We start from the raw sequence: 23764 nt of genomic DNA, 5'->3' as shown, positions 1-23764 counted from the left end.
GACGGAGCGATGCTCCTAGAATGGATTATCTATTTTCCAAGGTTTTAGCTCGTGTTCAGTTTAAGATATCAAGGGCGTAAAACACAAAGTGAAAATAGAAAGCTGACACAGCGTTCGATGACTGCGAGGAAGCTTGTCTTTTTCACACGGTACTTAGACTAGATTCTGTTAAAACATGAATACTACAAAACTATCCAACTTTATTATGAATGAGGAGGAAGCCTATGACTTATCATTTTCAAAATCCCAGTGATGCAATCGTCAAGCATTATTTGAACAACAGCAAGGTGATTGCTGTTGTCGGACTGTCTGACCGCGAAGAAACGACCAGCAACCGTGTGTCCAAGGAGATGCAGGAGCGAGGCTATCGCATTATCCCTGTCAATCCGCGGGCAGCGGGCAGTCAGATTTTTGGTGAGACTGTTTATGCCAGTCTTAAAGACATTCCTTTCCCGGTGGATATTGTCGATGTATACCGTCGCAGTGAGTTTTTGCCAGATGTGGCACTGGATTTTCTGCAGTCGGATGCCAAGATTTTCTGGGCTCAGTTGGGCTTGGAGAGCGAGGAGGCTGAGCAGATTTTGCGGACAGCCGGTCGGGATGATATTGTCATGGATCGCTGCATTAAGCGCGAGCATACACGATTGATTCTGGGCGAATAAGATGGCCAAGTTAGTCATCATTCGTGGAAATTCCGGTTCTGGTAGAAGGATTTTATGAGACAGACATTTACGGACAGATGCTAGAGCGGTTGAAAAAACTTTTCGCTCCGCAGGTCTTGGCTTACTACTATGACCTATCCTTTGAAGAAACAGTCCGCCGCCATCAGACTAGAGCGAAGCAAGAAGAATTTACCCCAGCCGACATGAAGTGCTGGTGGAAAGACCGAGACTTCTTGGGCTGGGAAGAGGAATCCTTCTTCACAGATGAGGATTCACTAGAGGCAGCCTTTGACAAAATCTGCTCTGCCCTGGACAAGACAGAATATAATAGTAAATAAAAAAACAACTCACAAGCTTAGGACAAGGAGTTCTGTGCCTGTGGGTTGTTTTCATGTGAGATTGCGTTTTCTTTTTTCAATTCTTCATAAAAGAGAATGTAAGCTGTCGCCGTATAAGGGAGAACTATAAAATTCAGCAAGCCGTAAGTTAATCTGGCCAATAAATTCCAGCCGATGAAGCTCAGATTAAGCATAAAAAGCTTTCCTTTATAGCCTTTCATTAGCTTCCGGCTTTGACGGATAGCATAGAAAGCTCCCTGGTAACTCCCAGCCTCAAGCTGGTCATAGAGGATGAACTCTGCTTGAGCATAAGCATAGTACTGAGGGATGGCAATACCTAAGCCAGTGAATATCAAGAGGGTTCCCAGTAACATACCGGGGGTGTATTGAAGAATCTGCTGGCCTGCAGCACTTTGAGCCGTCACTACTGTATGGGCTGGGATTTTTTCCGAAATAGAGAGGATTTTATAAGCATTAAAGATTGCTAGAAGACTCCCGCAGAACATAGGAATATTCCAAAGAAAAATCAGCAGCTGCTTGAGCAAAACCGTCTTAAAGACAGGTGTGAAAGTCTTGCTGGTAAAAAGCTGGCCAATATCTGAAAAGCCAACATCATCCTTTGTCTTACGAAGGACCCTCATCATGGTATAGCTGGCAGAAAGCAGTAGCAAGGTCAAGATAAACTGGATGGTCGTCGGGAAAAGATTTTTACTTATGAGGAGATAGATGAACTGGCTAAAAGTTAGGCTGGGAATGGAATCTCTTAGATTGTCATTGAGGGAAAGTAAGATGCTGAGGATGCTGACAAGGGTTGGGGCCGCAAACAAAAGAAAAATCCCCCTCGTTTGACTGCGGACGGTACGAGCCTGAGCTCTGATGTTACTTAGATTCATAATTCCTCCATTTGGATTTGTCTGTTACATTATATCATACCCCGTGACAGATAGAGGTTTTTTTGGTAAAATCATACGGTATCTTGTGAGCCCTTGCTGCTCATTATATAGAAGAAAAATCGCTGGGACTGTTTTTCCCAGCAGGAGGAAACATGTCAACATCACCGATTCAGTATCGTTTGATCAAAAAAGAAAAGCACACAGGTGCTCGTTTGGGGGAGATTATCACGCCTCACGGGACTTTTCCGACACCTATGTTTATGCCGGTTGGGACCCAGGCAACGGTCAAGACCCAGTCACCAGAAGAGCTCAAGCAAATGGGTTCAGGTATCATCTTGTCCAATACTTATCACCTTTGGCTGCGGCCGGGCGATGAGCTGATTGCTCGTGCAGGTGGCTTGCACAAGTTCATGAACTGGGACCAGCCTATTCTGACGGATAGCGGTGGTTTTCAGGTCTATTCTCTAGCTGACAGCCGCAATATCACAGAAGAAGGAGTAACTTTCAAGAACCACCTCAATGGTTCCAAAATGTTCCTGTCACCAGAAAAGGCCATCTCCATCCAGAACAATCTGGGCAGTGACATTATGATGTCTTTTGATGAGTGCCCGCAGTTCTACCAACCCTATGACTATGTCAAGAAGTCCATTGAGCGGACTAGTCGTTGGGCAGAGCGTGGCCTCAAGGCCCACAGCCGTCCACACGACCAAAGTCTCTTTGGTATTGTTCAGGGTGCTGGGTTTGAAGATTTGCGTCGTCAGTCTGCTCAAGACTTGGTCAGCATGGATTTTCCAGGCTACTCTATTGGAGGACTGGCTGTTGGAGAGTCTCACGAAGAGATGAATGCGGTGCTAGACTTCACGACGCCTATGCTGCCTGAAAACAAGCCTCGCTATCTCATGGGAGTTGGGGCGCCAGATAGCTTGATTGATGGGGTTATCCGTGGCGTTGATATGTTTGACTGCGTCCTGCCGACTCGGATTGCCCGAAACGGTACCTGTATGACCAGCGAAGGACGTCTGGTTGTTAAAAACGCTCAGTTTGAGGAAGATTTCACGCCACTGGACCATGACTGTGACTGCTACACTTGCAGCAACTATACGAGGGCCTATATCCGCCACTTGCTTAAAGCGGATGAAACCTTTGGCATCCGCCTGACCAGTTATCATAATCTCTACTTCTTGGTAAACCTTATGAAGAAGGTCCGCCAAGCCATCATGGATGACAACTTGCTGGAATTCCGTGAAGACTTTATTGAGCGCTACGGCTACAATAAATCCAGCCGAAATTTCTAAGAACCTCCATTTGAAAGGAGAAGCCATGTCTGATGAAGAGAAATTGCTGAAAAGATTGACAGCGTATCTGTCAGGCGACCAAAACCATACCCTGCGTATTTACGGTCACGGTGCTTCGGGGAAGTCAACTTTTGCTCGAAAACTCCAGCTAGCCTTGGGTGAGGAACGAGTCAATCTGCTGGAAACAGATCCTTATGTAATTACTGGGGAGTATCGAGATTTGCTTAGTTCCAAAGATTTTCCTCATCAAAAAGTAACAGCCTGTCTCCCTGCGGTTCATGAACTAAGCAGTCTGGAGCGAGATATTTGCGCCTTGCAGTCTGGTCTAGATATTCTGACCATTTGCACAGCTTGGTCGCCTAGCTTGCGTTTATCAGCCCGAAAGCCTATTCTGATAGTAGAAGGTATGTCGGCTGCCTTTTTGCCTGAAAGTTTGTTTGATTTGTCGCTTTGCTTTTACACGGACGATCAGACTGAGTTAGAACGCCGCTTGGCAAGAGATGTGGCTGTGCGAGAGCGCAGGTCAGAGTGGATAGAGCAGACGCATCTGGCTCGACGAGAGCAATATAGGCACTTTTATCAACCCTATCTAGCAGCTGCAGACCTTGTCATCTGCCAGTCGGGCAATAGCTTTCGTATCGAAAAGGACAGCCCATTTCTATAAAGACAAAGAAGCCAAGGGTAAATTTTCATTTTTTTATCTCACTGATGTGCGTCAGTGAGATTTTGTATTTTCTGAATACAAAATCGAATAAATAGGTTAAAAGTCTAAATTTTCTTCTCTGTAATGATTTACAAGACTTATAAATTGTTTAGAAAACACTTTCATAAAAAATTATCCTAAAAATCTTTAAAAAATTACTCAAATCCCTTGCAATGACTGGTTCTTTGTGTTAAGATACTATGGTGCTGTAAAAATACAGTGTGTAGCTTTGATGCAAGAGGTTGCGACACGCTCGGTTGCATTGCCACGCAATCGTCTGTCGGTTTTCTTGTGGAGCTAGCCTATTATCTTAAATAGACGAAAAGGAGAAAAAGATGGCAAACAAAAAAATCCGCATCCGTTTGAAAGCTTACGAACACCGTACACTTGATACAGCGGCTGCAAAAATCGTAGAAACTGCTACTCGTACTGGTGCTGAAGTTGCGGGTCCAATCCCACTTCCAACTGAGCGCAGCCTCTACACAATCATTCGTGCGACTCACAAATACAAAGACTCTCGCGAACAATTTGAAATGCGTACTCACAAACGCTTGATCGATATCATCAACCCAACTCAAAAAACAGTTGACGCTTTGATGAAATTGGATCTTCCAAGTGGTGTGAACGTAGAGATTAAACTTTAATCTAAAGTTTGATCTAAACCAGAGCATGAAAAACGCTCGTTAAAAACTTTTTGAAAAAAATTATAGAAAAGGAAACATTTTCTCATGACAAAAGGAATCTTAGGGAAAAAAGTGGGAATGACTCAAATCTTCACTGAAGCTGGCGAATTAATCCCTGTAACTGTTATTGAAGCAGCTCCAAACGTTGTTCTTCAAGTTAAAACAGTTGAAACAGATGGTTACAACGCAGTTCAAGTTGGTTTTGATGATCTTCGTGACGTATTGAGCAACAAACCTGCCAAAGGCCATGTAGCGAAAGCTAACACAGCTCCTAAGCGCTTCATTCGTGAATTCAAAAACATTGAAGGCTTGGAAGTAGGAGCAGAAATCACTGTCGATACATTCGAAGCTGGTGATGTTGTTGATGTAACAGGAACTTCAAAAGGTAAAGGTTTCCAAGGTGTTATCAAACGCCACGGCCAATCTCGTGGTCCAATGGCTCACGGTTCACGTTACCACCGTCGTCCTGGTTCAATGGGACCAGTTGCACCAAACCGCGTGTTCAAAAACAAACGCTTGGCTGGACGTATGGGTGGCAACCGTGTAACGATTCAAAACCTTGAAATCGTACAGGTTGTTCCAGAGAAGAACGTTATCCTGATTAAAGGTAACGTACCAGGTGCTAAGAAATCTCTTATCACTATCAAGTCAGCAGTTAAAGCTGGTAAATAATAAAGAAAGGGGAAATCAGTCACAATGGCAAACGTAAAATTATTTGACCAAACTGGTAAAGAAGCTGGTGAAGTAGTTCTGAACGATGCGATCTTTGGTATTGAACCAAATGAATCAGTTGTCTTTGATGTTATCATCAGCCAACGCGCTAGCCTTCGTCAAGGAACTCATGCTGTTAAAAACCGTTCTGCAGTATCAGGCGGCGGACGCAAACCATGGCGTCAAAAAGGAACTGGACGTGCTCGTCAAGGTTCTATCCGCTCTCCACAATGGCGTGGTGGTGGTATCGTATTCGGTCCAACTCCTCGTTCATATGCTTACAAACTTCCACGTAAAGTTCGTAGATTAGCATTGAAATCAGTTTACTCTGAAAAAGTTGCTGAAAACAAATTCGTAGCTGTAGACAGCCTTTCATTTACAGCTCCAAAAACTGCTGAGTTTGCAAAAGTGCTTGCTGCACTGAGCATCGATACGAAAGTTCTTGTTATCCTTGAAGAAGGAAATGAATTCGCTGCACTTTCAGCTCGCAACCTTCCAAACGTGAAAGTTGCAACTGCAACAACTGCAAGCGTTCTGGACATCGTAAACAGCGATAAACTTCTGGTTACTCAGGCAGCTATCTCTAAAATTGAGGAGGTTCTTGCATAATGAATTTGTACGACGTAATCAAAAAACCTGTTATCACTGAAGGTTCAATGGCTCAGTACGAAGCAGGCAAATACGTATTTGAAGTGGACACTCGCGCTCACAAGCTCTTAATCAAGCAAGCTGTTGAAGCTGCTTTTGAGGGAGTTAAGGTTGCTAACGTTAACACTATCAATGTAAAACCAAAAGCAAAACGCGTTGGACGTTACACTGGTTTTACAAACAAAACTAAAAAAGCTATCGTAACACTGACAGCTGATTCTAAAGCAATCGAGTTGTTCGGTGCAGAAGAAGAATAATCTAAGGAGGAAATATCGTGGGAATTCGTGTTTATAAACCAACAACAAACGGTCGCCGTAATATGACTTCTTTGGATTTCGCTGAAATCACTACCAGCACTCCAGAAAAATCTTTGCTTGTTTCTTTGAAGAGCAAGGCTGGTCGTAATAACAACGGTCGCATCACTGTTCGTCACCAAGGTGGCGGCCACAAACGTCACTACCGTTTGATTGACTTCAAGCGTAACAAAGACGCTGTTGAGGCAGTTGTAAAAACAATCGAGTATGATCCAAATCGTTCAGCAAACATCGCTTTGGTTCACTACACTGACGGTGTGAAGGCTTATATCATCGCTCCTAAAGGTCTTGAAGTTGGTCAACGTATCGTTTCAGGTCCTGAAGCAGATATCAAAGTCGGAAATGCTCTTCCGCTTGCTAACATCCCAGTTGGTACTTTGGTTCACAACATTGAGTTGAAGCCAGGCCGCGGTGGAGAATTGGTTCGTGCTGCTGGAGCTTCTGCTCAAGTATTGGGTCAAGAAGGTAAGTACACTCTTGTTCGTCTTCAATCAGGCGAAGTTCGTATGATTCTTGGTACTTGCCGCGCTACAGTTGGTGTTGTCGGAAACGAACAACATGGACTTGTAAACCTTGGTAAAGCAGGACGTAGCCGTTGGAAAGGTATCCGCCCAACAGTTCGCGGTTCTGTAATGAACCCTAACGATCACCCACACGGTGGTGGTGAAGGTAAAGCACCAGTTGGTCGTAAAGCGCCATCTACTCCATGGGGCAAACCTGCTCTTGGACTTAAAACTCGTAACAAAAAAGCGAAATCTGACAAACTTATCGTTCGTCGTCGCAACGAGAAATAATTTAAAACAATCTATCCGCCAGCTCGGTAGCGCTGCTTAGTCAGCGCAGGCCGCTGTGGTACTTATTTAAAGGAGAAAATATAAAATGGGACGCAGTCTTAAAAAAGGACCTTTCGTCGATGAGCATCTGATGAAGAAAGTTGAAGCTCAAGCTAACGACGAAAAGAAAAAAGTCATCAAAACTTGGTCACGTCGTTCAACGATCTTCCCAAGTTTCATTGGTTACACAATCGCAGTTTATGACGGACGTAAACACGTACCTGTTTACATCCAGGAAGACATGGTAGGTCACAAGCTTGGTGAATTTGCGCCAACTCGTACTTACAAGGGTCACGCTGCAGACGACAAGAAAACACGTAGAAAATAAGGAGAACATAAATGGCAGAAATTACTTCAGCTAAAGCAATGGCTCGTACAGTGCGTGTTTCACCTCGTAAATCTCGTCTGGTTCTTGACAATATTCGTGGTAAAAACGTCGCTGACGCAATCGCAATCTTGAAATTCACTCCAAACAAAGCTGCTGGCATTATCGAAAAAGTTTTGAACTCTGCAATCGCTAATGCTGAAAACAACTTTGGTTTGGAAAAAGCAAACTTGGTAGTATCTGAAGCTTTCGCAAACGAAGGACCAACTATGAAACGTTTCCGTCCGCGCGCTAAAGGTTCAGCTTCACCAATCAACAAACGCACAAGCCACATTACTGTGGTTGTTGCAGAAAAATAAGGAGGTAACATCGTGGGTCAAAAAGTACATCCAATTGGTATGCGTGTCGGCATCATCCGTGATTGGGATGCCAAATGGTATGCTGAAAAAGAATACGCGGATTACCTTCATGAAGATCTTGCAATCCGTAAATTCGTTCAAAAAGAATTGGCTGACGCAGCGATTTCAACTATTGAAATTGAACGCGCAGTAAACAAAGTAAACGTTTCTCTTCACACTGCTAAGCCAGGCATGGTTATCGGTAAAGGTGGAGCAAACGTTGATGCACTCCGTGCAAAACTCAACAAATTGACTGGAAAACAAGTCCACATCAACATCATCGAAATCAAGCGTCCTGACTTGGATGCGCATCTGGTTGGTGAAGGAATTGCTCGCCAGCTTGAGCAGCGTGTTGCTTTCCGTCGTGCTCAAAAACAAGCTATCCAACGTACAATGCGTGCAGGAGCTAAAGGAATCAAAACTCAAGTATCAGGTCGTTTGAACGGTGCAGATATTGCCCGCAGCGAAGGTTACTCTGAGGGAACTGTTCCGCTTCACACTCTTCGTGCGGATATCGATTACGCTTGGGAAGAAGCTGATACTACTTACGGTAAACTGGGTGTTAAAGTCTGGATCTACCGTGGAGAAGTCCTTCCAGCTCGTAAAAACACTAAAGGAGGTAAATAACCAATGTTAGTACCTAAACGTGTTAAACACCGTCGCGAATTCCGTGGAAAAATGCGCGGTGAAGCTAAAGGCGGAAAAGAAGTAGCATTTGGAGAATACGGTCTTCAAGCAACTACTAGCCACTGGATCACTAACCGCCAAATCGAAGCTGCCCGTATCGCTATGACTCGTTACATGAAGCGTGGTGGTAAAGTTTGGATTAAAATCTTCCCACACAAATCATACACTGCAAAAGCTATCGGTGTACGGATGGGATCTGGTAAAGGTGCTCCAGAAGGTTGGGTTGCACCGGTTAAGCGTGGCAAAGTAATGTTTGAAGTTGCTGGCGTTTCAGAAGAAATCGCTCGCGAAGCGCTTCGCCTTGCAAGCCACAAACTTCCAGTTAAATGTAAATTCGTAAAACGTGAAGCAGAATAAGGAGAAGGCATGAAACTTAATGAAGTAAAAGAATTTGTTAAAGAACTTCGTGGTCTTTCTCAAGAAGAACTCGCGAAGCGTGAAAATGAATTGAAGAAAGAATTGTTTGATCTTCGTTTCCAAGCAGCTGCTGGCCAATTGGAGCAGACAGCTCGCCTGAAAGAAGTGAAAAAACAAATCGCTCGTATCAAAACTGTTCAATCAGAAGTTAAATAATAGACTAGGGAAGGAGAATTTCAATGGAACGCAATAATCGTAAAGTTCTTGTCGGACGCGTTGTTTCTGACAAAATGGACAAAACAATCACAGTTGTAGTTGAAACTAAACGTAACCACCCAGTCTATGGTAAACGTATTAACTACTCTAAGAAGTACAAAGCACATGACGAAAACAATGTTGCCAAAGAAGGTGATATCGTTCGTATCATGGAAACTCGTCCGCTTTCAGCTACAAAACGCTTCCGTCTTGTAGAAGTCGTTGAAGAAGCGGTTATCATCTAATCAAACCAGAAAGGAGAAAACTTAAATGATTCAAACAGAAACTCGTTTGAAAGTTGCCGACAACAGCGGCGCTCGCGAAATCTTGACAATCAAAGTTCTTGGTGGTTCAGGACGTAAGTTCGCTAACATCGGTGATGTAATCGTTGCGTCTGTAAAACAAGCTACTCCTGGTGGTGCGGTTAAGAAAGGTGACGTTGTAAAAGCTGTTATCGTTCGTACTAAATCAGGTGCTCGTCGTAAAGATGGTTCATACATCAAATTTGACGAAAACGCTGCAGTCATCATCCGTGAAGACAAAACACCTCGCGGAACTCGTATCTTCGGCCCAGTTGCTCGCGAATTGCGTGACGGCGGCTTCATGAAGATCGTATCATTGGCTCCAGAAGTACTTTAATCAAAATTAACAAACACAAGTCCCCTGGCAAAAGTCAGGGTGCCCCTATGGGCGTAAGAATTAAGAGGAGAAATAAATGTTTGTAAAAAAAGGCGACAAAGTTCGCGTAATTGCTGGTAAAGACAAGGGTGTAGAAGCGCTTGTTGTTACAGCTCTTCCAAAAGTAAACAAAGTTGTTGTTGAAGGTGTAAACATCGTTAAGAAACACCAAAAGCCAAATAACGAAAACCCTCAAGGTGCTATCGTGGAAAAAGAAGCACCAATCCATGTGTCAAACGTTCAAGTTCTTGACAAAAATGGTGTTGCAGGACGTGTTGGCTACAAGTTTGTAGACGGCAAAAAAGTTCGTTACAATAAAAAATCAGGCGAAGTGCTTGACTAATCACGAAGGAAAGGAGAAGTATAATGGCAAATCGTTTAAAAGAAAAATATCTTAAAGAAGTAGTTCCTGCTTTGACTGAAAAGTTCAACTACTCATCTGTTATGGCTGTGCCAAAAGTGGATAAAATCGTTTTGAACATGGGTGTCGGTGACGCTGTATCAAACGCTAAAAACCTTGAAAAAGCTGCTGAAGAATTGGCTCTTATCTCAGGTCAAAAACCACTTATCACTAAAGCTAAAAAATCAATCGCCGGCTTCCGTCTTCGTGAAGGTGTAGCGATCGGTGCTAAAGTAACCCTTCGTGGCGAACGTATGTATGAATTCTTGGATAAATTGGTTTCAGTTTCTCTTCCACGTGTTCGTGACTTCCACGGCGTTCCAACAAAATCTTTTGATGGACGCGGAAACTACACACTTGGTGTGAAAGAACAATTGATTTTCCCAGAAATCAACTTTGATGACGTTGATAAGACTCGCGGTCTTGACATCGTTATCGTAACAACTGCTAACACTGACGAAGAGTCACGCGAATTGCTTACAGGCCTTGGAATGCCTTTTGCAAAATAATATAGGAGGTAAAACAAATGGCTAAAAAATCAATGATTGCTAAGAACAAACGCCCAGCTAAGTTCTCTACGCAAGCTTATACTCGTTGTGAAAAATGTGGCCGTCCACATTCCGTTTACCGCAAGTTTAAACTTTGCCGTGTTTGCTTCCGTGAATTAGCATACAAAGGACAAATCCCAGGCGTTACCAAAGCTTCTTGGTAATATCATGATACAAAGAGCGTAACAACCACAGCAAAAATAGGAAATTTGGTGAAGGAGCGATGCTCCAAAACAAATTTATCTTTTTTGCCCAGGTTGTAGCTCGTGTTCAAATAAGAGTTATCTTATTCGAATGTGTCAATACAATCTGAGCATAGCTCAATCATTAACTAGCAAGTGCAGCTTGCAAACTACTAGTAAGAGGAGAAATATAAAATGGTTATGACTGACCCAATTGCAGACTTTCTGACACGTATCCGTAATGCTAACCAAGCAAACCACGAAGTGCTTGAAGTGCCTGCATCAAACATCAAAAAAGGGATCGCTGAAATCCTGAAGCGTGAAGGTTTCGTGAAAAACGTTGAAATCATCGAAGATGACAAACAAGGCATCATCCGTGTATTCCTTAAATACGGACAAAATGGTGAAAAAGTTATCACTGGTTTGAAACGCGTTTCAAAACCAGGTCTGCGTGTTTACAAGAAACGCGACGATCTTCCAAAAGTTCTGAACGGACTTGGAATTGCTATCCTTTCAACATCTGAAGGCTTGCTGACTGATAAAGAAGCACGCCAAAAGAATGTTGGTGGTGAGGTTATCGCTTACGTTTGGTAATATTTAGCTCCCAATTTCTTTGTGACTCTTCGTTATCGTCTCTTGCCTAACCCAAAGTTATGCTTGCGAGATGATGCCTAGATTCACTTTGAAATTGAAACCTAAATGTTCCTTTAAATCGAGAAATCGATTTAAGCCCCGTGAAAACTGGTCGCTTGCGGCCTGACAATCTAACAGGAGAATATATACATGTCACGTATTGGTAATAAAGTTATCGTGTTGCCTGCTGGTGTTGAAATCAGCAACAAAGACAACGTTGTAACTGTAAAAGGACCTAAAGGAGAACTGACTCGTGAGTTCTCAAAAGATATTGAAATCCGTGTGGAAGGAACTGAAGTAACTCTTCACCGTCCAAACGATTCAAAAGAAATGAAAACAATCCACGGAACAACTCGTGCCCTTTTGAACAACATGGTTGTTGGTGTATCAGAAGGATTCAAGAAAGAACTTGAAATGCGTGGGGTTGGTTACCGTGCACAACTTCAAGGCAAAAAGCTTGTACTTTCAGTTGGTAAATCTCATCCAGACGAAGTAGAAGCACCAGAAGGCATCACTTTTGAACTTCCAAACCCAACAACTATCGTTGTCAGCGGAATTTCAAAAGAAGTAGTTGGACAAACTGCAGCTTACGTACGTAGCCTGCGTGCTCCAGAGCCATACAAAGGTAAAGGTATCCGCTACGTTGGTGAATTCGTTCGCCGTAAAGAAGGTAAAACTGGTAAATAATCTTGTCTGGCTGATTTTTTCAGCCAAACAAGCTGTTTCCCAAGGTTGTGCATAAGCACAAGATTAAAATTAAGAGGTGAAAATTGTGATTACGAAACCAGATAAAAATAAAATCCGCCAAAAACGCCACCGTCGCGTTCGCGGAAAACTCTCTGGAACTGCTGATCGCCCACGTTTGAACGTATTCCGTTCTAATACAGGCATCTACGCTCAAGTGATTGATGACGTAGCGGGTGTAACGCTCGCAAGCGCTTCAACTCTTGACAAAGAAGTTTCAAAAGGAACTAAAACAGAACAAGCCGTTGTTGTTGGTAAGCTCGTTGCTGAACGTGCAGTTGCTAAAGGTATTTCTGAAGTCGTCTTCGACCGCGGTGGATATCTCTATCACGGACGTGTAAAAGCTTTGGCTGATGCAGCTCGTGAAAACGGATTGAAATTCTAAGAGGAGGACACTAGAAAATGGCATTTAAAGACAACGCAGTTGAACTTGAAGAACGTTTAGTTGCCATCAACCGTGTTACAAAAGTTGTTAAAGGTGGACGTCGTCTTCGCTTTGCAGCTCTTGTAGTTGTTGGTGATCGCAATGGTCGTGTTGGTTTCGGTACTGGTAAAGCCCAAGAAGTACCAGAAGCAATCCGCAAAGCAGTTGAAGATGCGAAGAAGAATTTGATTGAAGTACCAATGGTTGGCACAACAATTCCTCACGAAGTTCTTTCAGAATTTGGCGGAGCTAAAGTATTGCTTAAGCCAGCTGTTGAGGGTTCTGGAGTTGCTGCTGGTGGTGCGGTTCGTGCCGTCATCGAATTGGCAGGTGTAGCAGATGTTACATCTAAATCTCTTGGCTCTAACACTCCAATCAACATCGTTCGCGCAACTGTTGAAGGTTTGAAACAATTAAAACGCGCTGAAGAAGTTGCTGCCCTTCGTGGTATTTCAGTTTCTGACTTGGCATAAGAAAGGGGATAACATGGCTCAAATTAAAATTACTTTGACTAAGTCTCCAATCGGACGCATCCCGTCACAACGTAAAACTGTTGTAGCACTTGGACTTGGCAAATTGAACAGCTCAGTTATCAAAGAAGATAATCCAGCAGTACGCGGTATGATTACTGCAGTATCACACTTGGTAACTGTTGAAGAAGTTAAATAAGCTTTGCTGATTTAACAACTTTAAATTAAAATACGTTAGGGGATGGGATTTTCTCAGCCCCTAAAACTAAATATATGTATAGGCGAGTTTATATAGGAGACACCTTTTCTCCTATATGAGCGCTAGCATTTTACAAAAGAGGAGAAATAATATAATGAAACTTCATGAATTACAACCTGCTGCAGGTTCTCGTAAAGTCCGCAACCGTGTTGGTCGTGGTACTTCATCTGGTAACGGTAAAACATCTGGCCGTGGTCAAAAAGGTCAAAAAGCTCGTAGCGGTGGCGGCGTTCGCCTTGGTTTTGAAGGTGGACAAACTCCATTGTTCCGTCGTCTTCCAAAACGCGGCTTCCTAAACATCAACCGCAAAGAATATGCGATTGTTAACCTTGACCAACTGAACGCCTTTGAAGATGGCGCTGAAGTAACACCAGTTGTTCTCATCGAAGCAGGTATTGTAAAAGCTGAAAAATCAGGTATCAAGATTCTTGGTAACGGAGAATTGACAAAGAAATTGACTGTTAAGGCAGCTAAATTCTCTAAATCAGCTGAAGAAGCTATCACTGCTAAAGGTGGTTCAGTGGAAGTCATCTAAGCGAGGTGACCTATGTTTTTCAAACTATTAAAAGACGCATTTAAAATCAAACAGGTACGGTCTAAGATTCTGTTCACGATTTTTATCATCTTAGTTTTCCGTATCGGTACAACCATAACGGTTCCAGGGATTAATGCCAAAGCCTTAAGCAATTTGAATGATTTGCCATTCTTGAATATGCTGAGCTTGGTCTCTGGTAACGCCATGCGCAACTTCTCTGTCTTTGCACTTGGGGTCAGTCCTTATATCACAGCTTCGATCGTTGTTCAGCTGCTGCAAATGGACTTGCTTCCGAAGTTTGTAGAGTGGGGCAAGCAAGGGGAAGTGGGACGGAGGAAGCTGAATCAAGCGACTCGTTATATCGCCCTAGTTTTGGCCTTTGTGCAGGCAATTGGGATTACCGCTGGTTTTGATACTCTCTCAAGAGCTAATCTGGTTGCCAATCCTAATGTTCAGACCTACGCTTTGATTTGCGTTCTTCTAGCAACTGGTTCAATGATTGTAACTTGGCTGGGTGAGCAGATTACAGACAAGGGTTACGGAAATGGCGTTTCCATGATCATCTTTGCTGGTATCGTTTCAGCTATCCCTGATATGATTAAAGGTATTTATGAAGATTACTTTGTCAATATTCCTAGTGATCGTTTGACTTCATCTTTCATTTTTGTAGGAATTCTGATTGTAGCAGTCCTGCTTATCATTTACTTTACAACCTTTGTACAGCAGGCTGAATATAAAATTCCAGTTCAGTATACGAAAGTAGCGAAGGGTGCACCTTCTAGCTCCTATCTACCACTGAAAGTCAATCCAGCTGGGGTTATTCCAGTAATCTTTGCCAGCTCGATTACAGCTGCACCGGCAGCGATTTTCCAAGTTGTCAGTGCCTTGGGCTATGACGCAGATTGGGTTAAGACAGCTCAGTCACTTTTGGCAACAACGACCATTAGTGGTATGTTCATGTACGCCTTCCTGATTGTCCTCTTTACATTCTTCTATACTTTTGTACAGATTAATCCAGAGAAGACAGCAGAAAATCTGCAAAAGAGCGGAGCCTACATTCCAGGTGTTCGTCCTGGTAAAGGAACAGAAGACTACATGTCTAAGCTGCTGCGTCGTTTGGCAACAGTTGGATCTCTCTTCTTAGGTTTCATTTCTATCCTGCCTATCTTGGCTAAAGATGTATTTGGATTGACAGATGCCGTTGCTCTTGGAGGAACCAGTCTCTTAATCATCATCTCAACTGGTATTGAGGGAATGAAACAGCTAGAAGGCTACCTGCTGAAGAGAAAGTATGTCGGCTTTATGGATACTTCAGAGTAAGGGAACTTTTGAATAGCTTTTCTAATGAGAAGCCTGTTCAGATAACCTTTCTTGAACCGAAAATAAACAAAATAAAAGGGGACAGAGTAGACTCACCCCCTTCTATTTTGTTTTTAAACGAGTTTATTAATCGGTTTAATAGATTGCTTTAAAAACAAAAAAGGAGACCAATCATGAATCTTTTGATTATGGGCTTACCAGGTGCTGGTAAAGGAACTCAAGCTGCTAAAATCGTTGAGCGCTTCAATGTTGCACATATTTCAACTGGAGATATGTTCCGTGCGGCGATTGCTAACCAAACAGAGATGGGCGTTTTAGCCAAGTCCTATATTGACAAGGGCGAGTTGGTGCCAGATGAAGTCACAAACGGAATCGTTAAAGAACGCCTTTCACAGGACGACATCAAAGAAACAGGTTTCTTGTTGGATGGTTACCCACGTACGATTGAACAAGCACATGCCTTGGACCAAACTCTGACAGAGCTTGATTTGGCTTTGGATGGCGTTATCAATATCGAAGTAGATCCTAATTGTTTACTGGAGCGTTTGAGCGGTCGGATTATCCATCGTGAAACAGGCGAAACCTTCCACAAGGTCTTCAATCCGCCAGCAGACTACAAAGAAGAGGATTATTACCAGCGTGAAGATGATAAGCCTGAGACGGTTAAACGTCGTTTGGATGTTAATATCGCACAAGGTCAGCCGATTATTGATCACTATCGCAGCAAAGGTCTGGTCCATGATATTCAAGGAAATCAAGATATTAATGATGTCTTCTCAGCTATCGAAAAAGTCTTGACAAATTTGAAATAAAAGCGTTTTTCCTGCTTGCAATATTTGACAAGTAGTGATACAATGAATTAGTCTGACTTATAATTGTTACCTCTGTGCTCAGAGGGATCAAATCGAAATTTATGGAGGTACTTTTGCGTGGCAAAAGACGATGTGATTGAGGTTGAAGGCAAGGTAGTTGATACAATGCCTAATGCAATGTTTACGGTTGAACTTGAAAATGGACATCAGATTTTAGCAACAGTTTCTGGTAAAATTCGTAAAAACTATATTCGTATTTTAGCGGGAGACCGTGTGACTGTAGAAATGAGTCCTTATGATTTGACACGTGGACGGATCACATACCGCTTTAAATAATCGAAAAACTTGGAGGGAAAAAATGAAAGTAAGACCATCGGTCAAACCAATTTGCGAATACTGCAAAGTTATTCGTCGTAATGGTCGTGTTATGGTAATTTGCCCAGCAAATCCAAAACACAAACAACGTCAAGGATAAGATAGAAAGGAGAAAAAATGGCTCGTATTGCTGGAGTTGACATTCCAAATGACAAACGTGTAGTCGTTTCACTGACTTATGTGTACGGTATCGGACTTCCAACTTCTAAGAAAATCTTGGCAGCTGCTGGAGTTTCAGAAGACATCCGTGTAAAAGATCTTACAATCGAACAAGAAGACGCTATCCGTCGTGAAGTAGATGCGATTAAAGTTGAAGGTGACCTTCGTCGTGAAGTAAACTTGAACATCAAGCGTTTGATGGAAATCGGTTCATACCGTGGAATCCGTCACCGTCGTGGACTTCCTGTCCGTGGACAAAACACTAAAAATAACGCCCGCACTCGTAAAGGTAAAGCTGTTGCGATTGCAGGTAAGAAAAAATAATATAAGGAGGTAAAAAGTCTTGGCTAAACCAACACGTAAACGTCGTGTGAAGAAAAATATCGAATCCGGTATTGCTCATATTCACGCTACATTTAATAACACTATTGTTATGATTACTGATGTGCATGGTAACGCGATTGCTTGGTCATCTGCTGGAGCTCTTGGATTTAAAGGTTCTCGTAAATCTACACCATTTGCTGCCCAAATGGCATCTGAAGCAGCTGCTAAATCTGCACAGGAACACGGTCTGAAATCAGTTGAAGTTACTGTAAAAGGTCCAGGTTCTGGTCGTGAGTCTGCTATTCGTGCTCTTGCTGCCGCTGGTCTTGAAGTAACAGCTATTCGTGATGTGACTCCTGTACCACACAATGGTGCTCGTCCTCCAAAACGTCGCCGTGTATAATCACCAACCGTTACACTGCTTTTCGTTTAAGAGGGAGTATAGCAAATGATTGAGTTTGAAAAACCAAATATAACAAAAATTGATGAAAATAAAGATTATGGCAAGTTTGTAGTAGAGCCGCTTGAGCGTGGTTATGGTACAACACTGGGAAATTCTCTTCGCCGTGTGCTTTTGGCTTCACTTCCAGGTGCTGCTGTTACTTCAATTAATATTGAAGGTGTTTTGCACGAGTTTGATACAATTTCCGGTGTCCGCGAAGACGTGATGCAAATTATTCTGAACGTCAAAGGGATTGCTGTAAAATCTTACGTCCAAGACGAAAAGATTATTGAACTGGATGTTGAAGGACCAGCAGAAGTAACTGCCGGAGACATTTTGACAGACAGTGATATTGAAATTATAAACCCTGATCATTATCTCTTTACAATCGGAGAAGGCGCAAGCTTTAAGGCAACGATGACTGTTAACAGCGGCCGTGGTTATGTGCCTGCTGATGAAAATAAGAAAGATGATGCACCAGTGGGAACACTTGCGGTGGATTCTATCTATACGCCTGTGACAAAAGTTAATTACCAGGTTGAGCCAGCTCGTGTTGGTAGCAACGATGGTTTTGACAAACTAACCCTTGAAATTTTAACGAATGGAACAATTATTCCAGAAGATGCTTTGGGACTTTCAGCCCGCATCCTTACGGAACATTTGAATCTCTTCACTAATCTGACAGAAGTAGCTATCGCTGCAGACGTTATGAAGGAAGCAGAAAAGACTTCTGATGACCGCATTTTGGAACGGACCATCGAAGAATTAGATTTGTCAGTTCGCTCATACAACTGTTTGAAACGTGCAGGTATCAATACTGTATTTGATTTGACAGAAAAATCTGAGCCTGAAATGATGAAAGTTCGTAACTTGGGACGCAAGAGTCTGGAAGAAGTAAAAGTTAAACTTGCTGATCTCGGTCTGGGGTTAAAAAACGATAAATAAAGGAGGAATACATGGCTTACCGTAAACTAGGACGCACTAGCTCGCAACGTAAAGCGATGCTTCGCGATTTGACTACTGATTTGCTGATCAACGAATCAATCGTGACAACTGAAGCTCGTGCTAAAGAAATCCGTAAAACAGTAGAAAAAATGATTACATTGGGCAAACGTGGAGACTTGCACGCTCGTCGTCAAGCTGCAGCTTTTGTACGTAATGAAATCGCATCAGAAAACTATGATGAAGCAACAGAAAAGTATACTACAACTACTGCTCTTCAAAAATTGTTCTCTGAGATTGCACCACGCTATGCAGAGCGCAACGGTGGATATACTCGTATCCTGAAAACTGAACCGCGCCGTGGAGATGCTGCGCCAATGGCAATCATCGAATTAGTTTAAGATCATCAATCTTTGTTGAGTGTTATGATGATGGAATAGAATCTCTATTCTTAGTCTAGCTCTGGTCTACCGCTAGGATTCTTTCCTAGCGGGAACACTCATCATATAGTTGATAATAGGTAGACGCTTGTTTACGAAATTGCTTTTAAGGCAAAAACAATTTCGTAAGCAGGCGTTTTTGCATGAGGCTAGGAAAATACCTGAAATTTTGTTATAATACTTTAACACTATCAAAAATTTATAGGAAATGGAAATGACTGATTCAATCCAAATTTTAAAAGAACGCTATTTAAAGAATATCAAAGAAAATCCAACTGTCTACATTGGCATTGAGTTAGAATTTCCTATTGTCAATAGCCAGGGCGGAGCGACTGATACAAATGTTGCAAAAAATCTCTTGAAACGTCTGTTGGAAGAGTATGATTTTGAGTCGGAACGATTTGACAGAGACGGGAATCCTATCCAACTGAAATCTACTAAAAATGAAGACAGGATTCTTTTTGAGGTCTCTTACAATACTTTGGAATTTGCTTTTGCCAAGGCTAGCAGAATTCAAGAAGTTGAAGAGCGTTTTAAGAACTATCTGAGCATTATTCAGGCAATTCTACGCAAAGAAAACCATGAAATTCAAGGTAAAGGAATTCATCCTTTCTGGGCAGAAAATGATAATAGTCCAGTTAAGTATCCAAGATATGAAATGCTGATGCAGTATTTAGCTATGGGAAAGAACATGGATGGTCTGCACAATTATCCAGAATATGGTGCTTTTATTTGTGGGAGTCAGGTGCAGTTAGATGTTTCAAGAGAAAATTATTTAACTGTTATCAATGTCTTCAATCAAATTGAAGCTGCCAAGGCATACCTCTTTGCCAATTCAGAGTTTTCTGATTCTTCTTGGGATACAAAAATAGCTCGGGATATTTTCTGGGAGCAATCAATGCATGGCATTTTACAGGAAAATGCGGGTGTGAATTCGAAAGATTTTCAAACTGAAGATGATTTTTTTACTTATCTTAGTAAATCAGCGGTTTTCACTGCTGAACGGGAAGGTAAATCCTACTATTTCTATCCGATTGCTGCTAATGAATACATGAGTCAGAAAACTATTGAGGCTTATAGCCTTTCAGGTGAAAAAGTAAACTTGACTCCAAGGGAAGCGGACTTCAAGAATCACAGAAGTTACCAGTATCAAGATTTGACGACACGGGGGACAGTAGAGTTTCGGAGCGTCTGCACCCAGCCTTTTGATAAAACTTTTGCTTCTGCCGCTTTTCATCTTGGTATTTTAGAAAACTTGGAAAATGTGAAAGCCTATTTACAAAACGCTCCCTTCTTTCAGGAGGAAGGTCGGGATTACAAAGCTTTAAGAAGAAAGTTTTCCAAAAAAGAGTTGTCTTCAAGTGAAAGAGAGCATATTTATGAATTCACAAAAACTTTGCTTCAGCTGGGGAGAGCTGGTTTAATAGCACGTCAACTAGGTGAGGAAGCTTATCTTCCCTCTCTTTAATAGAGGTTAGCCTCTGATGAATAAAAAATTCTAGAAAACTTTTAATTTTTTTCAAAAAAGGTATTGACAGGGTTAGGGTATAGGTGATATACTAATATAGTTGTCGCGAAAGACAAAGCCCTTTGAAAACTGAACAAGACGAACCAAGTGCAGGGTGACATAGAGATATGTAACCTGTCAAAAAAACGAGAAAATAAATCTGTCAGTGGACAGTAATGAGTGCGAACTCAAACTTTTTAATGAGAGTTTGATCCTGGCTCAGGACGAACGCTGGCGGCGTGCCTAATACATGCAAGTAGAACGCTGAAGAGAGGAGCTTGCTCTTCTTGGATGAGTTGCGAACGGGTGAGTAACGCGTAGGTAACCTGCCTGGTAGCGGGGGATAACTATTGGAAACGATAGCTAATACCGCATGATATTAATTATCGCATGATAATTAATTGAAAGATGCAATTGCATCACTACCAGATGGACCTGCGTTGTATTAGCTAGTTGGTGAGGTAACGGCTCACCAAGGCGACGATACATAGCCGACCTGAGAGGGTGATCGGCCACACTGGGACTGAGACACGGCCCAGACTCCTACGGGAGGCAGCAGTAGGGAATCTTCGGCAATGGGGGGAACCCTGACCGAGCAACGCCGCGTGAGTGAAGAAGGTTTTCGGATCGTAAAGCTCTGTTGTAAGAGAAGAACGGGTGTGAGAGTGGAAAGTTCACACTGTGACGGTATCTTACCAGAAAGGGACGGCTAACTACGTGCCAGCAGCCGCGGTAATACGTAGGTCCCGAGCGTTGTCCGGATTTATTGGGCGTAAAGCGAGCGCAGGCGGTTAGATAAGTCTGAAGTTAAAGGCTGTGGCTTAACCATAGTATGCTTTGGAAACTGTTTAACTTGAGTGCAGAAGGGGAGAGTGGAATTCCATGTGTAGCGGTGAAATGCGTAGATATATGGAGGAACACCGGTGGCGAAAGCGGCTCTCTGGTCTGTAACTGACGCTGAGGCTCGAAAGCGTGGGGAGCAAACAGGATTAGATACCCTGGTAGTCCACGCCGTAAACGATGAGTGCTAGGTGTTAGGCCCTTTCCGGGGCTTAGTGCCGCAGCTAACGCATTAAGCACTCCGCCTGGGGAGTACGACCGCAAGGTTGAAACTCAAAGGAATTGACGGGGGCCCGCACAAGCGGTGGAGCATGTGGTTTAATTCGAAGCAACGCGAAGAACCTTACCAGGTCTTGACATCCCTCTGACCGCTCTAGAGATAGAGTTTTCCTTCGGGACAGAGGTGACAGGTGGTGCATGGTTGTCGTCAGCTCGTGTCGTGAGATGTTGGGTTAAGTCCCGCAACGAGCGCAACCCCTATTGTTAGTTGCCATCATTGAGTTGGGCACTCTAGCGAGACTGCCGGTAATAAACCGGAGGAAGGTGGGGATGACGTCAAATCATCATGCCCCTTATGACCTGGGCTACACACGTGCTACAATGGCTGGTACAACGAGTCGCAAGCCGGTGACGGCAAGCTAATCTCTGAAAGCCAGTCTCAGTTCGGATTGTAGGCTGCAACTCGCCTACATGAAGTCGGAATCGCTAGTAATCGCGGATCAGCACGCCGCGGTGAATACGTTCCCGGGCCTTGTACACACCGCCCGTCACACCACGAGAGTTTGTAACACCCGAAGTCGGTGAGGTAACCGTAAGGAGCCAGCCGCCTAAGGTGGGATAGATGATTGGGGTGAAGTCGTAACAAGGTAGCCGTATCGGAAGGTGCGGCTGGATCACCTCCTTTCTAAGGAGTCCGTAAGGACACACGGAATGCACTTGAGTCTTGTTTAGTTTTGAGAGGGCTATGTGGGGCCTTAGCTCAGCTGGGAGAGCGCCTGCTTTGCACGCAGGAGGTCAGCGGTTCGATCCCGCTAGGCTCCATTATCTAGTTTGACTAGATAAAGAACTTGTCCATTGAAAATTGAATACCGATATCAAATAGTAACAAGAAAATAAACCGAAAACGCTGTGAATATTAATGAGTTTAAGACTGAAAGGTCAAAAATAAGGTTAAGTTAGTAAGGGCGCACGGTGGATGCCTTGGCACTAGGAGCCGATGAAGGACGTGACAAACGACGAAATGCCTCGGGGAGCTGTAAGTAAGCACTTGATCCGGGGATGTCCGAATGGGGGAACCCAACAGGTTGATGCCTGTTACCCATTTCTGTTAAGGGAATGAGGAGGAAGACGCAGTGAACTGAAACATCTAAGTAGCTGCAGGAAGAGAAAGCAAAAGCGATTGCCTTAGTAGCGGCGAGCGAAGAGGCAGGAGGGCAAACCGAAGAGTTTACTCTTCGGGGTTGTAGGACTGCAATGTGGACTCAGAATTTATAGAAGAATGACTTGGGAAAGTCTGCCAAAGAGAGTAAGAGCCTCGTATTTTAAATAGATTCTGTACCTAGCAGTATCCTGAGTACGGCGGGACACGTGAAATCCCGTCGGAATCTGGGAGGACCATCTCCCAACCCTAAATACTCCCTAGTGACCGATAGTGAACCAGTACCGTGAGGGAAAGGTGAAAAGCACCCCGGGAGGGGAGTGAAATAGAACCTGAAACCGTGTGCCTACAACAAGTTCGAGCCCGTTCATGGGTGAGAGCGTGCCTTTTGTAGAATGAACCGGCGAGTTACGTTATGATGCGAGGTTAAGTTGAAGAGACGGAGCCGTAGGGAAACCGAGTCTGAATAGGGCGTTTTAGTATCATGATGTAGACCCGAAACCATGTGACCTACCCATGAGCAGGTTGAAGGTGCGGTAAAACGCACTGGAGGACCGAACCAGGGCACGTTGAAAAGTGCTTGGATGACTTGTGGGTAGCGGAGAAATTCCAAACGAACTTGGAGATAGCTGGTTCTCTCCGAAATAGCTTTAGGGCTAGCGTCGACATGAAGATTCTTGGAGGTAGAGCACTGTTTGGGTGAGGGGTCCATCCCGGATTACCAATCTCAGATAAACTCCGAATGCCAATGAATTATGGTCGGCAGTCAGACTGCGAGTGCTAAGATCCGTAGTCGAAAGGGAAACAGCCCAGACCACCAGCTAAGGTCCCAAAATAATTGTTAAGTGGAAAAGGATGTGGGGTTGCACAGACAACTAGGATGTTAGCTTAGAAGCAGCTATTCATTCAAAGAGTGCGTAATAGCTCACTAGTCGAGTGACCCTGCGCCGAAAATGTACCGGGGCTAAAACAATTTACCGAAGCTGTGGATACCTTTTATAGGTATGGTAGGAGAGCGTTCTATGTGTGGAGAAGGTGTACCGTGAGGAGCGCTGGAACGCATAGAAGTGAGAATGCCGGTATGAGTAGCGCAAGACAGGTGAGAATCCTGTCCACCGTAAGACTAAGGTTTCCAGGGGAAGGCTCGTCCGCCCTGGGTTAGTCGGGACCTAAGGAGAGACCGAAAGGTGTATCCGATGGCCAACAGGTTGAGATTCCTGTACTAGAGTATGAAGTGATGGAGGGACGCA

Annotated in this window: 34 protein-coding genes, 1 tRNA gene, 2 rRNA genes and 1 pseudogene (1 of these 38 cut by a window edge); 37 read left to right on the top strand and 1 reads right to left on the bottom strand. The window is 43.4% G+C overall.

From position 1 onward, the window contains the following. The first annotated feature begins 224 nt into the window (after positions 1-224). Both MFP28_RS10970 and MFP28_RS10965 read left to right on the top strand, forming a co-directional pair. Complete coding sequence (locus MFP28_RS10970; protein ID WP_032916117.1) at positions 225-662, top strand: CoA-binding protein; 438 nt, start codon at positions 225-227, stop codon at positions 660-662. Between the two features lie 26 nt (positions 663-688). Continuing rightward, a pseudogene (locus tag MFP28_RS10965) lies at positions 689-1000 on the top strand (kinase); the annotation flags it as partial. Between the two features lie 17 nt (positions 1001-1017). On the opposite strand, the gene MFP28_RS10960 reads toward MFP28_RS10965, so the two are convergent. Then, complete coding sequence (locus tag MFP28_RS10960) at positions 1018-1893, bottom strand: DUF975 family protein (RefSeq protein WP_002907501.1); 876 nt, start codon at positions 1891-1893, stop codon at positions 1018-1020. A 152-nt stretch (positions 1894-2045) separates the two neighbouring features. Between MFP28_RS10960 and tgt the strand changes: the two genes are divergently transcribed. The 35 genes from tgt to MFP28_RS10785 all read left to right on the top strand — a co-directional run. After that, a complete protein-coding gene (gene tgt, locus MFP28_RS10955; RefSeq protein ID WP_002907499.1) occupies positions 2046-3188 on the top strand; it encodes a tRNA guanosine(34) transglycosylase Tgt in 1143 nt (380 codons plus the stop codon). A gap of 25 nt (positions 3189-3213) precedes the next feature. After that, complete coding sequence (locus tag MFP28_RS10950; protein ID WP_002907498.1) at positions 3214-3852, top strand: uridine kinase family protein; 639 nt, start codon at positions 3214-3216, stop codon at positions 3850-3852. Between the two features lie 374 nt (positions 3853-4226). After that, positions 4227-4535, top strand: coding sequence for a 30S ribosomal protein S10 (gene rpsJ / locus MFP28_RS10945; protein ID WP_002894478.1), 309 nt, complete (start codon positions 4227-4229; stop codon positions 4533-4535). A gap of 84 nt (positions 4536-4619) precedes the next feature. Beyond that, positions 4620-5246: a 50S ribosomal protein L3 gene (gene rplC, locus MFP28_RS10940; RefSeq protein ID WP_002907497.1), complete on the top strand. Its 627-nt coding sequence runs from the start codon at positions 4620-4622 to the stop codon at positions 5244-5246. A gap of 24 nt (positions 5247-5270) precedes the next feature. Then, complete coding sequence (gene rplD, locus MFP28_RS10935; RefSeq protein ID WP_002907496.1) at positions 5271-5894, top strand: 50S ribosomal protein L4; 624 nt, start codon at positions 5271-5273, stop codon at positions 5892-5894. Further along, positions 5894-6190: a 50S ribosomal protein L23 gene (locus tag MFP28_RS10930; RefSeq protein WP_002894481.1), complete on the top strand. Its 297-nt coding sequence runs from the start codon at positions 5894-5896 to the stop codon at positions 6188-6190. The genes rplD and MFP28_RS10930 overlap by 1 nt, the downstream gene beginning before the upstream one ends. A 17-nt stretch (positions 6191-6207) precedes the next feature. Next, positions 6208-7041 (top strand): 50S ribosomal protein L2, encoded by an 834-nt coding sequence (gene rplB, locus MFP28_RS10925; protein ID WP_002894482.1) that lies wholly within the window; start codon positions 6208-6210, stop codon positions 7039-7041. Positions 7042-7126: 85 nt separating this feature from the next. Beyond that, positions 7127-7408, top strand: coding sequence for a 30S ribosomal protein S19 (rpsS, locus tag MFP28_RS10920; protein WP_000533766.1), 282 nt, complete (start codon positions 7127-7129; stop codon positions 7406-7408). Positions 7409-7419: 11 nt separating this feature from the next. Next, complete coding sequence (rplV, locus tag MFP28_RS10915; protein WP_002894484.1) at positions 7420-7764, top strand: 50S ribosomal protein L22; 345 nt, start codon at positions 7420-7422, stop codon at positions 7762-7764. 12 nt (positions 7765-7776) lie between these two features. Beyond that, positions 7777-8430 carry a 30S ribosomal protein S3 gene (gene rpsC / locus MFP28_RS10910; RefSeq protein ID WP_002894486.1) on the top strand — a complete coding sequence of 218 codons (654 nt, stop codon included), beginning with the start codon at positions 7777-7779 and terminating at the stop codon, positions 8428-8430. Positions 8431-8433: 3 nt separating this feature from the next. After that, positions 8434-8847, top strand: a complete 414-nt coding sequence (rplP, locus tag MFP28_RS10905; protein WP_000960948.1) for a 50S ribosomal protein L16 — start codon at positions 8434-8436, stop codon at positions 8845-8847. 9 nt (positions 8848-8856) lie between these two features. Continuing rightward, positions 8857-9063 (top strand): 50S ribosomal protein L29, encoded by a 207-nt coding sequence (gene rpmC / locus MFP28_RS10900; protein ID WP_002894488.1) that lies wholly within the window; start codon positions 8857-8859, stop codon positions 9061-9063. A gap of 23 nt (positions 9064-9086) precedes the next feature. Beyond that, complete coding sequence (gene rpsQ / locus MFP28_RS10895) at positions 9087-9347, top strand: 30S ribosomal protein S17 (RefSeq protein ID WP_000440801.1); 261 nt, start codon at positions 9087-9089, stop codon at positions 9345-9347. Positions 9348-9372: 25 nt separating this feature from the next. Then, positions 9373-9741 (top strand): 50S ribosomal protein L14, encoded by a 369-nt coding sequence (gene rplN, locus MFP28_RS10890; RefSeq protein ID WP_002894494.1) that lies wholly within the window; start codon positions 9373-9375, stop codon positions 9739-9741. A gap of 76 nt (positions 9742-9817) precedes the next feature. Then, positions 9818-10123, top strand: coding sequence for a 50S ribosomal protein L24 (rplX, locus tag MFP28_RS10885; RefSeq protein ID WP_002894497.1), 306 nt, complete (start codon positions 9818-9820; stop codon positions 10121-10123). A gap of 23 nt (positions 10124-10146) precedes the next feature. Next, a complete protein-coding gene (gene rplE, locus MFP28_RS10880; RefSeq protein WP_002894499.1) occupies positions 10147-10689 on the top strand; it encodes a 50S ribosomal protein L5 in 543 nt (180 codons plus the stop codon). A 17-nt stretch (positions 10690-10706) separates the two neighbouring features. Continuing rightward, positions 10707-10892, top strand: a complete 186-nt coding sequence (locus MFP28_RS10875; RefSeq protein ID WP_001085697.1) for a type Z 30S ribosomal protein S14 — start codon at positions 10707-10709, stop codon at positions 10890-10892. A gap of 213 nt (positions 10893-11105) precedes the next feature. Further along, positions 11106-11504, top strand: a complete 399-nt coding sequence (gene rpsH / locus MFP28_RS10870) for a 30S ribosomal protein S8 (protein WP_002898725.1) — start codon at positions 11106-11108, stop codon at positions 11502-11504. Positions 11505-11693: 189 nt separating this feature from the next. Continuing rightward, positions 11694-12230 (top strand): 50S ribosomal protein L6, encoded by a 537-nt coding sequence (rplF, locus tag MFP28_RS10865; protein WP_002894503.1) that lies wholly within the window; start codon positions 11694-11696, stop codon positions 12228-12230. Positions 12231-12315: 85 nt separating this feature from the next. Continuing rightward, positions 12316-12672, top strand: coding sequence for a 50S ribosomal protein L18 (gene rplR, locus MFP28_RS10860; RefSeq protein ID WP_009659213.1), 357 nt, complete (start codon positions 12316-12318; stop codon positions 12670-12672). A 17-nt stretch (positions 12673-12689) separates the two neighbouring features. Beyond that, positions 12690-13184, top strand: coding sequence for a 30S ribosomal protein S5 (gene rpsE, locus MFP28_RS10855; protein WP_002894506.1), 495 nt, complete (start codon positions 12690-12692; stop codon positions 13182-13184). Between the two features lie 13 nt (positions 13185-13197). Continuing rightward, entirely contained in the window at positions 13198-13380 is a 183-nt protein-coding gene (gene rpmD / locus MFP28_RS10850) for a 50S ribosomal protein L30 (protein ID WP_002894509.1), read from the top strand. A gap of 154 nt (positions 13381-13534) precedes the next feature. Continuing rightward, the gene (rplO, locus tag MFP28_RS10845) at positions 13535-13975 is read left to right on the top strand and encodes a 50S ribosomal protein L15 (RefSeq protein WP_002901833.1); all 441 of its coding nucleotides are present in this window, start codon (positions 13535-13537) and stop codon (positions 13973-13975) included. 12 nt (positions 13976-13987) lie between these two features. Beyond that, positions 13988-15295, top strand: coding sequence for a preprotein translocase subunit SecY (secY, locus tag MFP28_RS10840; protein WP_002907494.1), 1308 nt, complete (start codon positions 13988-13990; stop codon positions 15293-15295). A gap of 173 nt (positions 15296-15468) precedes the next feature. After that, positions 15469-16107 carry an adenylate kinase gene (locus MFP28_RS10835; protein WP_002907492.1) on the top strand — a complete coding sequence of 213 codons (639 nt, stop codon included), beginning with the start codon at positions 15469-15471 and terminating at the stop codon, positions 16105-16107. A 117-nt stretch (positions 16108-16224) separates the two neighbouring features. Next, positions 16225-16443, top strand: a complete 219-nt coding sequence (infA, locus tag MFP28_RS10830) for a translation initiation factor IF-1 (RefSeq protein ID WP_001029883.1) — start codon at positions 16225-16227, stop codon at positions 16441-16443. Between the two features lie 22 nt (positions 16444-16465). Continuing rightward, positions 16466-16582 carry a 50S ribosomal protein L36 gene (gene rpmJ / locus MFP28_RS10825; protein WP_001808836.1) on the top strand — a complete coding sequence of 39 codons (117 nt, stop codon included), beginning with the start codon at positions 16466-16468 and terminating at the stop codon, positions 16580-16582. 17 nt (positions 16583-16599) lie between these two features. Then, positions 16600-16965, top strand: coding sequence for a 30S ribosomal protein S13 (rpsM, locus tag MFP28_RS10820; protein ID WP_002894516.1), 366 nt, complete (start codon positions 16600-16602; stop codon positions 16963-16965). Positions 16966-16984: 19 nt separating this feature from the next. Further along, the gene (rpsK, locus tag MFP28_RS10815) at positions 16985-17368 is read left to right on the top strand and encodes a 30S ribosomal protein S11 (RefSeq protein ID WP_001118385.1); all 384 of its coding nucleotides are present in this window, start codon (positions 16985-16987) and stop codon (positions 17366-17368) included. A 45-nt stretch (positions 17369-17413) separates the two neighbouring features. Then, on the top strand, positions 17414-18352 hold the full coding sequence (locus MFP28_RS10810; RefSeq protein WP_002894519.1) for a DNA-directed RNA polymerase subunit alpha: 939 nt from the start codon (positions 17414-17416) through the stop codon (positions 18350-18352). Between the two features lie 11 nt (positions 18353-18363). Next, positions 18364-18750 (top strand): 50S ribosomal protein L17, encoded by a 387-nt coding sequence (gene rplQ, locus MFP28_RS10805; protein ID WP_002894521.1) that lies wholly within the window; start codon positions 18364-18366, stop codon positions 18748-18750. Positions 18751-18997: 247 nt separating this feature from the next. Next, a complete protein-coding gene (locus MFP28_RS10800) occupies positions 18998-20257 on the top strand; it encodes a glutamate-cysteine ligase family protein (RefSeq protein WP_002907488.1) in 1260 nt (419 codons plus the stop codon). A 235-nt stretch (positions 20258-20492) separates the two neighbouring features. Further along, positions 20493-22040 (top strand): 16S ribosomal RNA (locus tag MFP28_RS10795). A 64-nt stretch (positions 22041-22104) separates the two neighbouring features. Continuing rightward, positions 22105-22177 (top strand) — tRNA-Ala (locus tag MFP28_RS10790). A gap of 127 nt (positions 22178-22304) precedes the next feature. Continuing rightward, a 23S ribosomal RNA gene (locus MFP28_RS10785) occupies positions 22305-23764 on the top strand (it continues 1441 nt past the right edge of the window). The 16S and 23S rRNA genes sit together here with 1 tRNA gene alongside, the layout of an rRNA operon.

The organism is Streptococcus sanguinis (assembly GCF_050234405.1).
GTDB classification, from domain to species: Bacteria; Bacillota; Bacilli; order Lactobacillales; family Streptococcaceae; genus Streptococcus; species Streptococcus sanguinis_W.
This window is presented reverse-complemented; position numbering and strand designations above follow the sequence as displayed.